Origin of the sequence: Limimaricola pyoseonensis, from assembly GCF_900102015.1 — a bacterium.
GTDB classification, from domain to species: domain Bacteria; phylum Pseudomonadota; class Alphaproteobacteria; order Rhodobacterales; family Rhodobacteraceae; genus Limimaricola; species Limimaricola pyoseonensis.
The window spans coordinates 498645-514818 of sequence record NZ_FNAT01000001.1; the positions used below are offsets into that span (position 1 = coordinate 498645).

Annotated in this window: 10 protein-coding genes and 1 tRNA gene; 6 read left to right on the top strand and 5 right to left on the bottom strand. The window is 62.4% G+C overall.

All coding sequences use genetic code 11. The annotated features are described in order from the left end of the window. Nucleotides 1-18 precede the first annotated feature (18 nt). Nucleotides 19-1599 (bottom strand): ABC transporter substrate-binding protein, encoded by a 1581-nt coding sequence (locus BLT43_RS02420; protein ID WP_090109745.1) that lies wholly within the window; start codon nt 1597-1599, stop codon nt 19-21. 494 nt (nt 1600-2093) lie between these two features. Between BLT43_RS02420 and BLT43_RS19070 the strand changes: the two genes are divergently transcribed. Continuing rightward, nucleotides 2094-2975, top strand: coding sequence for a CAP domain-containing protein (locus BLT43_RS19070; protein WP_110559004.1), 882 nt, complete (start codon nt 2094-2096; stop codon nt 2973-2975). Nucleotides 2976-3023: 48 nt separating this feature from the next. On the opposite strand, the gene BLT43_RS02430 is transcribed toward BLT43_RS19070, so the two are convergent. Further along, nucleotides 3024-4331 carry a flagellar hook protein FlgE gene (locus BLT43_RS02430; protein WP_090109747.1) on the bottom strand — a complete coding sequence of 436 codons (1308 nt, stop codon included), beginning with the start codon at nt 4329-4331 and terminating at the stop codon, nt 3024-3026. Between the two features lie 204 nt (nt 4332-4535). Next, entirely contained in the window at nt 4536-5852 is a 1317-nt protein-coding gene (locus BLT43_RS02435; RefSeq protein ID WP_090109748.1) for an ATP-binding protein, read from the bottom strand. A gap of 36 nt (nt 5853-5888) precedes the next feature. Between BLT43_RS02435 and BLT43_RS02440 the strand changes: the two genes are divergently transcribed. The 5 genes from BLT43_RS02440 (at nt 5889) to BLT43_RS18835 (ending at nt 11379) form a co-directional block, all read left to right on the top strand. Next, on the top strand, nt 5889-6776 hold the full coding sequence (locus BLT43_RS02440; RefSeq protein WP_090109750.1) for an MBL fold metallo-hydrolase: 888 nt from the start codon (nt 5889-5891) through the stop codon (nt 6774-6776). 72 nt (nt 6777-6848) lie between these two features. After that, nucleotides 6849-6923: transfer RNA gene (locus tag BLT43_RS02445), tRNA-Asn, on the top strand. Nucleotides 6924-7069: 146 nt separating this feature from the next. Next, complete coding sequence (locus BLT43_RS02450) at nt 7070-9145, top strand: DUF6538 domain-containing protein (RefSeq protein WP_090109752.1); 2076 nt, start codon at nt 7070-7072, stop codon at nt 9143-9145. Between the two features lie 637 nt (nt 9146-9782). Continuing rightward, nucleotides 9783-10310, top strand: a complete 528-nt coding sequence (locus BLT43_RS02455) for an ImmA/IrrE family metallo-endopeptidase (protein ID WP_090109754.1) — start codon at nt 9783-9785, stop codon at nt 10308-10310. Then, nucleotides 10303-11379, top strand: coding sequence for a hypothetical protein (locus tag BLT43_RS18835; RefSeq protein WP_131802611.1), 1077 nt, complete (start codon nt 10303-10305; stop codon nt 11377-11379). Before BLT43_RS02455 ends, BLT43_RS18835 begins: the two co-directional genes overlap by 8 nt. Before the next feature lie 339 nt (nt 11380-11718). Here the strand turns inward: BLT43_RS18835 and BLT43_RS18690 are convergent, their stop codons facing one another. Next, nucleotides 11719-13971 carry a CHAT domain-containing protein gene (locus BLT43_RS18690; protein WP_110559005.1) on the bottom strand — a complete coding sequence of 751 codons (2253 nt, stop codon included), beginning with the start codon at nt 13969-13971 and terminating at the stop codon, nt 11719-11721. A 476-nt stretch (nt 13972-14447) separates the two neighbouring features. Beyond that, nucleotides 14448-15551: an SMEK domain-containing protein gene (locus BLT43_RS02460; RefSeq protein ID WP_090109756.1), complete on the bottom strand. Its 1104-nt coding sequence runs from the start codon at nt 15549-15551 to the stop codon at nt 14448-14450. Between the last annotated feature and the right edge of the window lie 623 nt (nt 15552-16174).

Sequence of the window (16174 nt, forward strand, 5' to 3'; positions counted from 1 at the left end):
CTTCCCCGCGCCTTCGGCCTACTCGACCGTGACCCAGCGCAGCATGAAGAAGTTGTCGGCCCGCTGGGTCAGATCGACGTTCTCCTTGGCGGCCCAGATCAGCGGCTCGGTGTAGAGCGGCACATAGGCCGTCTCCTCCTGCATGATCGCCACGACCTCGTCGATCATCTCCTGGCGCGCCTGCGGGTCGAGCTCGTTCTGGATCATCGGCAGCAGCTCGTCGACGCGGTCGTTCGAGAAGTTGCCGAAGTTCCAGGAGCCGAGCTTCGCCTCGTCGTCCTGGGTGTGCATCAGGAAGCGGATCGGGTGCTCGTGGTCGAAGGTGCCCGGGCTCCAGCCCAGCAGGTACATGTCGTAGTCGTCGGCGCGCAGCTGTTCCCAGTAGTTGCGCACCGGCACGGTGGTCAGCTCGGCGTCGAGGCCGACCTCGGCCAGCATCGAGGCCGCGGCGCGGCAGACCGCCTCGTCGTTGATGTAGCGGTCGTTGGTGCATTTCAGCCCGAAGGAGAAGCCCTCCGGGTAGCCCGCCTCGGCCAGAAGCGCGCGCGCCTGCTCGGGGTCGTAGGCCGGGCGGCCGGCATGGGCCTCGGAATAGCCCGAGATGCCCTCGGGCACGAGCTGGCCCGCGGGCTCGACCGTGCCGCGCATTACCACGCGGTTGATGGTGTCGACGTCGATCGCATGGGCGACCGCGAGGCGCACCTGCGGATCGGTGAAGGGGTTCTCGCCCGAGACGTCGTCGGAATAGAGCAGCGCCTCGTGGTCATGGCCGAAGCCGAACATGATGACACGGGTCTCGAGGCCCTGGATGACCTTGAAGCCGTCCTGGTTCTCGACGCGGGCGACGTCCTGGATCGGGATCGGTTCGATGAAGTCGATCTCGCCCGACAGCAGCGCCGCGAGCCCGGTCGAGGGGTTGCCGATCGGCGTGAAGATGCCCTCGGTGACGTTGCCGCGATCCTCGCCCCACCAGCCGTCGAACGGCGTCAGACGGGTCTCGACGCCTGGATCGCGCGAGGCGAGCACGTAAGGCCCGGTGCCGTTGGCGTTGCGGGTGGCGAAGTTCTCGGCATCGCGCGAGGGGCGCTCGGCGCCGTTGGTCTCGGCCCAGCCCGAATCCATGATCAGGAAGTTGGCGATCGACTCGGGAAACAGCGGGTTCGGCCCGTCGGTGACGAACTCGACGGTGTAGTCGTCCACGACGCGGAACTCGGTCACCGGCGCGAACCAGGAGCGCACGTCGCTCTCTTCGGAGGCGGCGCGTTCGTAGGAGAAGCGCACGTCCTCGGCGGTGAACTCGGCGCCGTCGTGATAGGTCACGCCCTCGCGCAGGGTGAAGCGCCAGCCATCCTCGCCCTCGAGCGGCTCCCATGCGGTGGCGAGCGACGGCTCGATCGCGAGATCGCCGTCGCGGCGCACGAGGCCCTCATAGACGTTGTTGAGAAAGGAGGTGACGGGCGCTGCGTTGACGGCGTGCGGGTCCATCGTCTGCGGATCGGTGACCGAGGCCCAGCGGAAGGTCTCCGCCGCCGCTGTCCCCGCCATGCCAAGCGCCATGGTCGCGCAGAGCGCCGGCCTGAAATGTCTCTGAATGCGCATCGCGCCCTCCCCATCGCTTCGATGCCGTAAGCCTGACGTCATTGCGCCTTTCGTCAAGGGAGCGCAATCACATGAAGGACATAAGGGCCGGTCCGCGATGCCCGGACACGGGCCCGGCGCCCCCGCGCGTGGCGGTGTGGGCTGCGTCACCCCGGCGCGGTCGCGCCCAGGTTGCGGCAGACCCCGTCCCGACCGCCGGCCGCTCGCGAGGCTCGGCCGGTGCCGGTGCGGGAGCCGAGCGTGGCGCGGCACCCGCATCGTTATCGGGTCCACCGGCGCGACAGGCGGCGACGATCCGCTCGTTTCCCCCTCGGATTGCGTAACGTCAACGCGCCGCCCGTTGCGCGGGCGGAGCCGGCGAAGCCTCGCCGCTCTTGGGGCCGCCATGGGCGCGCGACCGCCGGTCGCGGCGCCCTCGCGCGGCTGCGCTTCCGCCCGTGCGCCTCGTTGACCTAACGAAACGCCGTCCCCCGGATCGCAGCGAGGAATGGTCCATGTCCAAGGCGAATTCGTTCGAGCGGCAGATGCTCGACCTCATCAATTCCGAGCGCGCGGCGATCGGCGTCGATCCGCTGCAACTCGATTTCAGGTTGAACGCGTCGAGCGAGCGGCACAGCGACTGGATGCTGACGAACAACATCTTCTCGCATGACGGCGCCGGCGGATCGAATGCCGGGGCGCGGATGCGCGAGGCCGGCTTCGAGTTCGCCGGCGACTGGAGCTGGGGCGAGAACGTCGCCTGGCAGTCGGAGCGCGGCGCCAGCGGCATCGCCGACGATGTCGTGTCGCTGCATGCGGCGCTGATGGCCAGCCCCGGGCACCGGGACAACATCCTCGACCCCGATTACGAACTGATCGGGATCGGCATCGAGACCGGCGATTTCTCGGGCTGGGACGCGGTGATGGTCACGCAGAACTTCGCGCGCAGCGCCGCCCCGGCGATGCTGGACGCGCCCCCCCTGCCCGCCACTCCCGCCGCCGCGAGCCCCGCGCCCGCCATGCAGGCCGAGGACCCGAACGCCGCGCCGCTCGTCACAGTCGCCGACATCACCGTCGGCCGGGCGCGCGGCGCCTACCGGACGGACCTGGCCGACCACCTGCGCGTCACCGATGCCGATGGCGACGCGCCGGTCTGGTTCGAGCTGCGCGACACCCAAGGTCGGGACAATTTCGTCTTCCGAGGCCAAGGCGTGATCGACACCGAGGCGGGGTTTCGCGTCGATGCCGACGAGATCGGGATGGTCCGCGTCCGCACCGACAGGCGACCGGGCGAGACCACGCTGGAGATCCGCGCCTTCGACGGCGAGGATGTGGGCGCGTGGGAGGAGTTCACCGTCACCACGCTCTCCGCCGCCGATTGGGCGGCCCTGGCCTGAGCCGGGCCTTCGCCCCCGGTGCCGCAAGGCACCGGGGGCGGCGCGCGATCAGCGCTTCAGGCGGGTGGTCTCGTCGAGCATCTCGTCGACGGTGGTCACGGTCTTGGCGTTCGAGGAATAGGCCCGCTGGGTCTGGATCAGGTCGGTCAGCTCCTGCGCCACCTCGACGTTGGAGCTTTCCAACGCCCCGGATTTCAACGTTCCGGCCGAGCCCGCGCCCGCTTGGCTCAGGCGGAAATTGCCCGAGGCGCGTGACACCAGGTAGGCGTTGCCGTCGGTCGCCAGAAGCCCGTCGGGATTGGCCACCTCGGCCAGCGGGATGTTGTAGAGCGGCTTGCGCGAGCCGTTGCTGAACACGCCGTAGACATCGCCGCGCTCGTCGATCTCGGTCCGCACCAGAACACCGCTCTCGGCGCCATCGGCGGTGATCTTCAGCGGCGAGTAGTCGCCGGCGAACTGGGTCATGCCGCTGTGCTCGTCGGGGGCGCCGAGCGCCACCGTCACGGTCTGCGGCGTGTCGCCGCTCTCGATGGTCAGCGTCGCGGTTCCGGTGGCCGGGTCGAAGGCGAACCCGGCGGGCGCGATCGCGGTCGAGTTGATGTCGGAGTAGACCTCGGGCGCCCCGGTCAGCGGGCCGCTGTTGTGGAACTTCACCCGCACGTCGCCGTATTGCGTGCCGTCCTCGTGCGAGACGGACAAGACCCATGTGCTTTCCTGGTCGGTCGGCTGCCAGGAGAACTGCAGCCGTTCCGCCTCGCCCAGCGGCGTGTAGAACTCGGCCGAGCTCAGGAACGGCTCGCCGGGCTCTGCGAGGCCGGTCTGCTGCGACGGCAGGTTGCCGGCCAGCTCCACCCGGTTGGACGGGGAGCCGGTCTGGCTGAAGCTCGCGAGGTTGACCGTCTTCATGGCGTCAAAGCTGTTGCGGTCAATCACGCCGAGAGAGGCGGTCTGGTCGTAGGGAAAGCCCGCGAGGTAGTAGCCCGCGGCGTTGCGCAGGTTGCCGTTCTCGTCGGGCAGGAAGGAGCCCGCCCGGGTCAGCATGTAGTTCGCCTCGACCGGGTCGTTCGGCTGCTTGGTGACCACGAAGAAGCCGTTGCCGCCGATCGCGAGGTCGGTCGGCCGTTCGGTGGCGCGCAGCGCGCCCTCGAGGCTGACGTCCTGGCTTTGCATGGCGCGCACGCCCGCGGGCGCCGGTGCGGCGGCCGAGCTGAGCGTCGAGCTGGTCACCATCTGCACGAAGCTGCGCCGGTAGCCGTCGGTGTTGGCGTTGGCGATGTTCTCGGAAATCCGCCCCACGGCGGTGGCGTTGGCCCGCAGACCGCTCACGCCGGTCTGCATCGCATTAGCAATACCCATTTGTCTCATCTCGATGTGAGTGGAGCGCGGTCGGGCAGCCCATTTTGGATCTTGGCCCGACACACCCGACGCAAAGGCCGGGACGCCATCGATTGTTAGATCTGTTGATGCTTTCGTGTAATCGCTCAAACGTGGCCGGAATGTGGCGTCGCCGCCAAATCGCCGCCACTGTGGCCATGACGGCACGAATGACCTTGCGTCAGGTCATCGCGCGATGACCAGCTCGGCCATCAGCCCGCCCAGCCGGGCGCTGTCGTCGAGCCTGAGGGTGCCGCCATGGGTGCGGGCGATGTCGGCCACGATGGCCAGCCCCAGCCCCACGCCCGAGCCCCGATCCTGGTTGCGCGCCGGGTCGAGCCGCGTGAAGGGCCGCATCGCCTCCTCGCGGCGCTCGGCCGGGATGCCCGGCCCGTCATCCTCGACCATGACCCTGAGACTGCGCGGCGTGACCTGCAGCGTCACCTCGGCCCGGTCGCCGTAGCGCAGGGCGTTGCCCATGAGGTTCTCGAGCGCGCGCCGCAGCGCCACGGGCCGCAGCTCCATTTCCTGCGCCACGTCCGGCGCCTCGATCAGCGTCACCGCCTGCCCCGCCCGGCGCGCATCCTCGACCACGCGCCGGACAAGGCCGCAGACGTCTATACGCTCCACCCGGTCGGCCGCGTCGCCGCGCGCGAAATCGAGAAAGCCGTCGAGCAGGCGCTGCATCTCCTCGACATCGTCGGCCAGCGGCGCCGCCTCCTCCTCCGGCAGCATCGACAGGCCGAGCCGCATCCGGGTGAGCGGCGTGCGCAGGTCGTGGCTGATTCCCGACAGCATCAGCGTCCGCGCCTGGCTCTGGCGCTCGATCCGGCTGCGCATGTCGAGAAAGGCCGACCCGGCGGCGCGCACCTCCGCCGCCCCCGCGGGCCGGTACGGCACGATGCGGCCCTTGCCATAGGCCGCGGCGGCCGCGGCCAGCCGGGTGATCGGCCGCAGCTGGTTGCGCAGGAACAGGTAGGCCACCAGCGTCAGCAGGCCGCCCAGCACCACGATCAGCACGATCAGCTGGTGCGGGTTGCTGGCCGAGACGCGGCGCCGGTCGAAGGTGATGCGCAGCGGGCCGTGCCGGGTCTCGATCCAGACGGCCACGTCGCGCCGCGGCCAGAGCTCGACCGCCGTGAGGCCCGGCAGGCCCGCGCCGAGCACCGCCTCGACCTGCCGGCCCGACAGGTCCCAGGGGCGGCGGCTGCCCTGTACCGGCGGCGGTGCGCCGAGCACCGTGTCCAGCTCGAGCGGGCCGCCCAGCCGCTGCGCCCGCCGCGCCGCCTCGGCCGGCCGGCCGGCCTCCTCGACGGCCTCGACCACGTAACGCAGCTCGAGCAGGACCGAGCGGGTCATCTGCCGCGTCACGCCCTCGAAATGGCGCTGCACGAAACTGACCGAGATCACCAGTTGCAGCGTGACCACCGGAAGCAGCAGGATGAGCGCGGCACGCCCCTGCAGCCCCGTGGGCATCCAACGCTTGAGCCAGTCGAAGGTCATGGCGCAGGCTAGACCGCGGACCCGGAAAGGAAAAGCATGGCCGACACCGATGATCCCGACCGGATCGCACTCGAACCCGGGCTGGTGCGGCTGCGCGCGCCCAACCCCTCGCCGATGACCGAGCGGGGCACCAACAGCTACCTGCTGGGCGAGGACGCGCTCTGCATCATCGACCCGGGCCCGGACATGGCCGGGCATCTGGCCGCGCTCCTGGCCGAAATCGGCGGCCGGCCGGTCGAGGCCATCATCGTCACCCATGCCCATCGCGACCATTCGGCCCTGGCCCCGGCGCTGGCGCGGCAGGTGGGGGCACCGATCCTGGCCTTCGGAGATGCGCAAAGCGGCCGCAGCGCCGCCATGCGGCGTCTGGCCGGCCGGATCGGCGGCGGCGAAGGGGTCGATGCGGCCTTCACGCCGGACCGCACGCTGCAAGACGGCGCCAGCCTCGAGGGGCCCGGCTGGCGGCTCGAGGCCCTGCACACGCCCGGCCACATGGGCAACCATCTCTGCCTCGAATGGAACGGCTGCCTCTTTACCGGCGACCTGGTGATGGGCTGGGCCAGCACGCTGGTCTCGCCGCCCGACGGCGACGTGTCGCAGTTCGTCGCATCCTGCGAACGGCTGCGCGCGCGCGCCGCGCGGCGCCTCTTTCCGGGCCATGGCGCGCCGATCGACGACGCGGCCGCGCGGATCGACTGGCTGATCGCGCATCGCCGCGACCGGGAGCGTCAGATCCTCGCCGCGCTGCGGGCCGGCACAGCGGATGCGGGCGCGCTGACGAGGGCGCTCTACAGCGATGTCGCGCCTTCACTCCACCCCGCCGCCATGCGCAACGTGATCGCGCATCTCGTTGATCTCGAAAACAGAAACCTCGTTGCCTCGGATGACGCGGACCCGCTGCGCGCCTCGTTTTCGCTGACGTGACGACAAGCGCCGGATTTTTTCCGAGGGGCCTCTGGACAGTCCGGAACGGATAACGCTATATGCGCCACATGTTCCGGCGTAGCTCAGCGGTAGAGCAGTTGACTGTTAATCAATTGGTCGTAGGTTCGATCCCTACCGCCGGAGCCAAACTTCCAGCAACCCGCTGAAGTTTAGGCAGAAAACCCCCGGGTCTCGGCAGAGACCCGGGGGTTTTTCATTTGGCTTTGCACAAAGCTCTGCACAAGATCCCGGATCGCCCCGCGACACCTCCAACTCCTGGAGGCCCCTCGCCCATGGTGATCAAGACCCCTCACCTCGAACTCAGAGCAACTGGCTACTACTGGCGCCGCCGTGTCCCGGCCCACGCCAGATCTCGATTCAAACCGGAATTCTTCTGCTTTCCGCTGCGCACGCACGTCCCCCGCGATGCCGCAGAGCTCGCCCGGCGACTGACCGCCGTCAGCGACCTCTGCTTCAACGCGGAGTCGCTCGTGTCGCCAGAGGTCATGACGAACATCCTGGTCACCTACGCCCGGATCGACATCGAGGCCGCCGATCGCCTGCGCGCTCTGACCGGCCCTCGCACCAGGCAAGCCGCGGAAGTGGCGATGGCCGTTGAGGAAGCAGCGCGCGCCTCTCTGCGCGATGCCATCTTCCTGTGCGATACCACCCCTGCCCTGGCCCCGATCCGAGATACCGCGTGCCGCTTGGGCCTCACCCTCGATGAGAGCGAAGACGACTTTGCCATTCTGGCCGACAGGATGATCCGCCTCATGATCGAGATCAGCGAGGAGAAGGAGCGCCGCGCCCGTGGCCATTTCTCCGAGCCTCAGCCCTATCTCTCGGCTGCGCTCGGCCAATCGGCCGCTTCTGGCCCCCCTTCCAAGGCGCTCGCAGCCCCACCAGTCTCGCCCGCAGCCCCGGCGCAGCCCGTCATTCAGGCCGAACCGCAGGAAACGAGGACCGAGGCCGTAGTCGTCGAGGAGGCAACCTCCGCCCCGACGGCGGCTGTATCCGCAGCGCCGACGCCGTTTCACCAGCGGGAGGGGCTGTCGGTCTCGGTCGATGCGAGCCATGGCGCACCGGCGCGCTGCCTGAAGGGGTCAGACCCCAGCCTTCTGGAGCTCTGGGACGAGTGGTTCGACGAGATGTCGCGTGGCGTGCGGACCGATGGCGCCTACACATTCGAAGATGCCGGCAAGGCCGAGCGCTTCATGAAGGACGCTGACACCATTCGCTCCACCCGCAAGTTGATCGCGGACATCCTGGGCGACACACGCATTTCGCAAGCTGGCGGCGAGGTCTGGACCCGGTTCAACGACACCCTGCTTCGGCTTCCCAACAATCACGGCCGGTCCAGCAGTCTGCGGGAGCTGAGCTGTCTCGAGTTCATCGAACTAAAAGACAAGGAGGAGCAGGCGCAGATCGCCGCCGCCGAGAAGCAGATCGCTCAGCAAGGTCTTGATGGCGACGCGAAGGAGGAGCTCTTGCGCAAAGCCAGAATCGCTCGCATCTCGCCGCGCACGTTCCAGCGCCACCAGAAATACCTGTCGGCTCCCCTGGATCACGCTGTGAGCAAGGGGCAGCTCTCGCACAACCCGTTCAAGCCCTACGTCGTCGGCCAAGCCATGATCGAGGACATGCGCAAATCGCTCCCCACGACGTCGCGCCAGATTTGGAGCAGCGGCGATTTCGCTGCCCTTCTGAAAACGGAGAAGTGGAACTCGGAGAAGACTCAGATCAACGATCATGTGTTCTGGGTGCCGTTGATCGCGCGCCTCCATGGCCTGCGCAGCGAGGAGATCCTGCAGCTGAAGCCGAAGAACATCCGGTGCGACGACGGCATCCACTTCTTCGACATTGAGCGGGGCACGGGCCAATCGCTCAAAAGCGACAATGCCCGCCGAATGATCCCCATCCACAGCCAGCTGATCGAACTCGGATTCCTCGAACTCGTGCAGCGCCAGCGCGGGCTTGGCAAGGAGCGTATCTTCGACAAGGTGAGCCGGTCGAAGTCCAGCCGGCTGACTTTCACCTCGAACTTCACGAAGAACTTCAACTACTACCGCACGACCCGGAAAGTTTATACCGAGCGTCGCGACCTGCACGCCATGCGGACGACCTTCAACTCGACGCTCGTGACCGGCTCGGTGCCGGACACGGCGCGGCGCTACCTGATGGGCCACCGGAACGATGATGTTGGCATCGTGAACTACCTGCCCGAGGGGTTCTCGCTCGCCACCCTCAAGTCCTACATCGAGATGGAACAGCTGGACCTGAGCATGGTCACGCGGCGGTTCGGTCAGCAAGTCCAGAGCCCGAAGGGCCCGCGCCTCGCGGCTCGGGATGGCGTGGCGCTTTCTGCCTAATGCAGCAGTCCTGCTAGCCGCGGGCGGTATCCCGCGCGCCGACTTCGAAACGCATAATCCCCCCATAGAAGGTCTCATTCGAGCTCTTCACGGTCCAGCTCACCGGCTGGCAGGAGGTGGCTAAGTCAAGTGTGCACCTAGAACTCTTTGGGGGGAGGCTAACTCGAAGCCTGCGTCCGGCACGGGGAAGCCGCGCGCTCGGCATCCTCGAGCCTACCCACTTTGGCTAGATGATACATTCGAAGAGAGTGCGATCCCCCTTGGCTCTGAGGGTCGCAGCAGCGATCAACGGGGCGCGTGTTAATCCTGGAAGACAAGGCGGGAAGAGCTTCTCCGCTGCTCACCGGAGTAAAACTCGCGAAAGCTAACGGGCTGAACCTTTCCAACAGGCCAGCGTAGCAACTGTAAGCCCGCCGCAGCTCCTCCAGCCGGAAAACACAGGGCCAAAGGCGAGATGGTTTCGACATGATGCGCCTGATCGAGACATCAGCCCCCGGCGGCAAACCATTTCTTGCCAAGTCGGACGCAAGCTGCGAGACAACCAAGGGTAATTGACAATCGGACTAGAACAATATAGGAACATGGTCCGCCCCGTTTTGGGCAGTTCCCATGCAGCTTGGTCAGCGAGGCAGTTTGAATGAATATCACCTACCGGCCTCCCATCCCGTCAAGGGTCAGTAAGCCGAAAGTTTGGGAGTTTGCGGAAAAGCAACGAGCCGCGGTTGGTTTAAAGAATGGTTTCGAGTTGTCGGAGCTTGTGAGCCGAAACCGCGGCAAAATCGAATACATAGGGATGTTCGATAGAGATCAAACTGACGCAATCGTTGTGGAGCCAGACGGATCCTTCGTTATTCGTCTCTCTTCGGAAACCGGCGAGCTTCGTGATAATTTCACAATTGCCCACGAGCTTGGGCATCTACTGATGCACTGGCCAAAAGTAAAAAAAGCGCACGAAGGAAGCGGTATGCGCGCCACGCGAAAAGTCGACGAAAGTCAAGAGGCTTTGGTGCGATGTGAGTGGGAGGCAAATTGGTTTGCGTCGGCGTTTCTAATGCCGAAAGAAGAGTTCTGCGAGGCCTATGCAAAAGGCGTGGCCAGTGAAACATTTGGCGTAACGCAATCTGCGGTCGACGTTAGGGCGAAAACTCTGGGTATTGATGACTGATATAGACGCCCTAAGATTTGAAGCCGCAGAATACCGTGTGCGCTTGTTTCTATCCGTGGATCTCAGTGGTTCCACAGCATTCAAAAATTCGAAAGATGGGGAGGCTCGGGAGACTGGGGCAACGCCTTACTGGGTGACGGTCTTCCAGAGATTCTACTCGGACTTCCCGGGTCTCTTCGCTGCTGAGTTTCAACGTCAAAGAAACGATAGCGTGGGAGCAGATACCTGCCCTGAGCTCTGGAAGGCAGTTGGCGACGAATTAGTTTTTTGCGGGAGAGTTGCAAGCAAGAAGTCCTGCGCTGTCGCGCTTGATGCATTTATCAAGACGCTTCACCAATACAGAAAACGGCTTTCGGATCAAGGTGTTGACCTCAATTTGAAAGGTGCGGGCTGGCTGGCAGCCTTTCCTGAGCCAAATCGAACAGTGCAACTTCGAGCAAGAGAGAATAGCCCCGAACTATTGCCCGCATCTGAGGCTTTAGAGCTCTCTGCTGACAAAGAGCCATTCCAATTCGATTTTCTTGGCAAAGCGATAGATACGGGCTTTCGTGTCGCGTCCAGGGCTCAACCCGATAAATTTGCGCTGAGCGTTCAGCTGGCGCGCCTGCTAGTCAATAGCGGACCGGATTTGAGCTTTGGACACCAAATTCGATTGGAGCGCCCAAGTATCTTGAAGGGTGTCAACAAGAACGAGCCATATCCGTTCTTGTATATTGACACGATGGAGTATCTACCGACGCAAGCTGCCAAGCAGCTAGAGCGGGAAGTGCTTCGTGAAGGGGAGGTCCCTAACCCGGCCAGACTTTCAGAATACCTAACTGCATACTGCAAGGTTGTCGGAACAGACGAAATAACCTTGAAGGTCGACAGTGCCGCTGCGGACGTCGGCGTTCCGGAAAGTTACTCTACTCACAAAAAATACATTTCGGAACATCTCGCGGGCGAAAGGCAGACAGAGTTTGATGGTGAGGGCATCGGAGATGGATTGGCGCCTGCAGAAGAAGTCTATTTAGAAGACGCTTCTCTTTCGCCATTAGAAGCCGCACATGAGGTTCCCGGTGACACTTAAGTGATCAGCCTCTTGCGAGCACAGTCCGCCGAAGTCGCAATCATCGAAAAGCCTCCATCCTGCAGCGCTGATGTGTAGCAGGGAAGGTAGCGCGGGTCTGATGGCCTGGAACTGGGAATCACGTTCACTTTACGCGTCGAATGTCTGCTCCGGGCGGTTTCCTGACATTCTCTGCATGTGCGAACGCTCCCTTGTTTCAATACGGAAGCAGACATTCCGTCAGGCTTGAGCCACTGGGCCTGGGATGATCTAAACTGAGCGCAGGAAGCCGACCTTCGCCGCTCCTTCTGGCGCGCCCTGTAACCTCCCAACGGAGCGGCCTCTTGGGCCGCACCTGTTCTATCGATCTGCGTCCATCTCAGCTTGAGCCTCGTCTCTAAAGCCTTCGTCGGGATGAACGATGATGGTTTCAGGACAACCCATCGGGAGATAACTGATTGCAGTCGAGTTCGCTACTGCTGAGCGCAACTCATGCCATGCCCGCTTTTCATCAACGCCATGCTTTGATAATTCGGTAACGACCGTTTCGTATGGCCAATCGTCGCCAGCATTGATGGCCATGTTACCTGCAAGATGAATAGCTTCATAGGTTTTGTGGTCGATCAGACCCTTGCTTTCCATACGTCGGCAAAAATCTGTCAGCAATTGCATCCGGATCATACCGCCCATGATCTCCATCCAGTTCAAAGACTGATTGAACATTTTGTGGGATGCCGGCACAAATTCAGCGATGCGATAGAGTAGCCTGGCAACAAAGGATGCCGCATCCCGTGCATCAATGGGAAAAACGGACCCCAGAACCGTGCGCGCACCAATTGCGAGGAACCCATTGGCCGTCGTGGCATGGTTTCGGTCGGCTGCATGCGTGTCGCATGCACTGAGAACTACAACAGGCGGAACCCGAGGCCGCTTGCTTTGTAGCTGCCAGATATCGATGCTTTCTTCTAAAAGCTGAAGCCCAGCAGGCTTGTCTTTCGCATGCCCGCCGTGCCCGTCAAAGATGACCATTGAGCCATTGTATGAATTTAGCGCAGCCACCAGATCCGCTTCGTTCCTGATGCGCTCCGTCCGGACGCGAATTTTGTCTCTGAAATGAGGCTTAAATCCAGCAAGTGCTATATCGAAAAACTCGCTTATGGGGTCATCCTCATTAAGCGCGCTCAATATCAATATTTCCTCAAAATCTGACGTCGTTAGATGCAGGTATTCTTTCGGCAATACTTGCTCAACGAAGAGATTTCCGGGCGTTACTGGGACTCTCGTGATATCTTTCTGGACGCAAAGTGGAAGCCCCCGAATGTTCATCCACTCGAGGTGGGCATCAGTAATCAGGCGGAGTCCATCGTCGGCACCTTCAATAAATTCGAAAAATTCTACTGGCACAGATGCCGTGACTGCGCTCTGAACCTTTCTGAACGCTTCCCGCCTCTTCCTCTCGGTGGTGCGCGTGGCATGGTAGTGTTGAGCAAACTGTCGGACCTGACCGGATGTTCGGTTGACTGCATTAGGCAACCTTATCACTGCGGATACTTCCGAAGCGGACAGCGTGCCTACGCATTGTGTCGCGAGATGCAGCTCGGCACTCCGTTCAAGTATGATAGAATGCGGCGTGGGTTTGTGGCCGTCCGCTCCACCTAAGAGCGCCTTAACCTGTGTCGGATTGCTGGTGTTGAAACCGTAGCCATCTTGGCGTTGAAGCATGCGCCGCACAGCAAGGAAGATCTTCTTTTCTTCTGGCGTGAATGGGCTGTTGGCCAAGCTGGTCTCATAGAAGTGCGGATAGATAGAAGGGGCAAATAAGCTGACGCTTGGTGGTCGCCGGAAATACTGGTTGGCTGCACGCTCGCCGATCCGCTCCCTCTCCGCCAGAACTGAGCGTGTAGTTTGAACAATTGTTTCGACGTAGGGAGCGATCCCTCCACCGATCTTGGTAAAGCTACCGCTAGTCGTGTCGCGAAACCCCGCTACATAAAGTGACATCAGATTGGGTGCTACGGCGTTATGGCCGCCGACTTTGTATCCAAGATCGCGCTCTTCCGGTTCGCACCAATTTCTAAGGTGTTCCCGGGCAGTTTCCAGAGCATCCGGCTTAATCTGTCCCACAAGGGAATCACAGATATTGAGGAAGGCTTCCCTTAGCTTTTCCAGACTGAAATCTTCGTATGTTATCGTGCCACCTTCTTCGGCAACAACCGTAAGAGGAAACGAGTGCGCATCTATCCAGTCGCGATACGTCTCGATCTTGTGCTCGCGCCCTAAAAAAAGGATCGTGAACGGAAGGAGTGGAGGTGTAACCATTTTTTTTAGAGCTCGCGGCGACTGGCCTCGCCATATCACCGAAGCTTGGCCAGACATCCTCCTTGGGAGCCGGATCTTTTGCCCTTCCGGCGTCAATTCCCAAATGTCGCTTGGCAAAGTATTGATGAGCCGAACAATGCCTACATTGTGCATCAGGCTGGGTGCAAATCCCTGTAAAAAGCTGGCCTCATATGGGTCGCCATCCTCAACCGGTATGATGCAGGTAATTTTCCCCAAAAGATCGTAAAGTTCGTTGCCGCTATTGGCTCTCTGGCTCTGTATCGTCTTTATCATTGCAGAACCTTAGCGGAGTGTTGCTGCCGCTGGAAGCATCGAAATGCTCATCACATACGCGCGACGAATGGCTGGTTCAGTTATGCTGAGCGGCGGCAGGAGCTGGCTACATAGCTGACCGCAGAGGGCCGTTCGCGACGCTCTGGCGGAGCGGGCGGAGAGCCGACGTTCGTCTCACCGGTCAAGAATGGCAGCTACGCGCATTTCAAACGGGAGACTGTAAATCGTGTAGACACTCGATTGGAACTAAACTAGGCGCGCCAGGCCATTCAGGGAAGCCGCGCGCAGGAGCCAAGCTGGGCCCGGTCGAGGCGCTCGTCGCAGAAGACCTTGCATTCAGGCGAACCTCGGACAGCGGCTGCGGCAGGCGGGCAACATAGCGGATTGCCAAGCAGACGCCTGACAAGGCCCACACGCTCCCGAAACTCTGTTTGAGTGCTTTTCCTGGGGAATCCGGCGCATCGAGGTAAACCCTCTTATTTTCTGCGCTGTGCATTGCGCTTCTTTTTCGTGGCGTGCTTTGGTGTGTTTGCGACCGGCGGTGGCCCGAAAACAGTAAAATTCATCGTCGAAAAAAGGGTCTCTGCCGAGAGTTTCCGTTCGATCAAAAAATTGGGCAGCGCTTCCGACAGGCTCGTCTTATGCGCGCCGGGAAAGCCGATGCTGATGCGCGGCGATGTCCCGTCACCGTCGTCGTCGCAATCGACGAAATGCCAACTGCGGAGCAGTCGGATATCTTCCTGCAGCACTCGCTGATCGCTATGCTTGCGCGCGACGAGGTCCGCGTTAGCTGACAGCCCGGTCGACAACATGCCTGGCTTGTCGAGCCCAAGCGCGAGATCGGTGTTGTCGAACAGCCAGCCCAAGAACTGGCGGGTCATGCGCGGGAGCAGTTCAAGCCGGTCGATGAACCCATCGAGCGCCGCCTGTGTTTCCTCGCGACTGGCGAACAGATCACTCGCGTCGGCAAAAAGCAGCGAGGCGTCGCTGCGATCCACGGCGGGACGGTCTTCGACCACCCCGGTGAGCGAGGTGGGGAACTTGCCGTCGATTGCGACCTCAAGCTCGACGGTGATCCGCTGCAGCTCCGCACGCAGCTTATCGTAGACTGCGCGGATCGTGTCTATCTCGCTGGCTATAATCATGCTCGCAAGTTCGGTCATCCCTATTATGTTGCGTTTCTTGAAACCGACTCGCTTCACCTCCTCGGGATCGAGCTGGTATTTCGCTTGGCGTTCGCCGATGATCAGGACGTAGATCTCATCGTAGAGCTCTGCGTCCACATCGTTGATCTTGGCGAGCGTATTGTTCATCTTTTGCGAACATGCCTGCGAGGTCACCTGATATGCGCGCTTGGTGGCGCTGGTCGTATCGCCGAGATTGAGGCCGGGCGCGTTGCGGCGGGTCTCGTTGAGGTTCACGAGATTTGCCTTATGGATAAGGTTGAGCAATTCTTTGAAGAAGTCCTCGAGGATGCGGTTGAGATCGGTAAATCCGAGCTTGCTGCGCGCGCGGACGCGGCTTGAAATTGTATCGAGATCGTCGACGATCGGGCCGATGAAGGCTCCGCGTGCGGTCATGAGAGCAAATTCCTCAGGTGATTGGACAGGCAGCGCACCGAACTCGTCATGCGACCGCACCTGAGCACGGCCCGTCCGGACCTGTCGCTAGGATCACCCTGATAACGCCGAAGTCAAGCGAATGGAGCCTGAGCTATGCGAGCATCGGCACCAAGGCTGCTTTTGGGCTAGGTGCGGTAGTTCCCTTCGCCTGATGCGACCGGCCGGTCAGGGCTGACACCGGACCTCCGCTGTGCCTATGACGAACGGCATGTTTGGGCCGGTCGAGTGAGGTCGCACCTTGCTGCATGTGCGAACTCAACATTGTGCGGCATATTCAGATGGTCTCGAAGCGGAGTCGTGCTGCGCGGAGCATCAGCGGCCACACTGTGCTGCTCGCTAAGCGGTTCCCAAGGGCCTGTAAGCGTCTCGATATAACCTCTTTGCATTTGCGCTGACTGCGGATTTGACCCGGGACAGCAATCGCAGGCAGATTGATCAGAATGGCGGGATGGCAGTAAGATTCCGACCGCCGACCATGTGTTCCAGTCCACAGTGAGCTTGACAGCAAGCGACCCATTCTCGGGGCGTTTTTTCTAGGTGGCAGGACTCGCCTGAATCCTTGAAAAATATCGGAGCAGCCG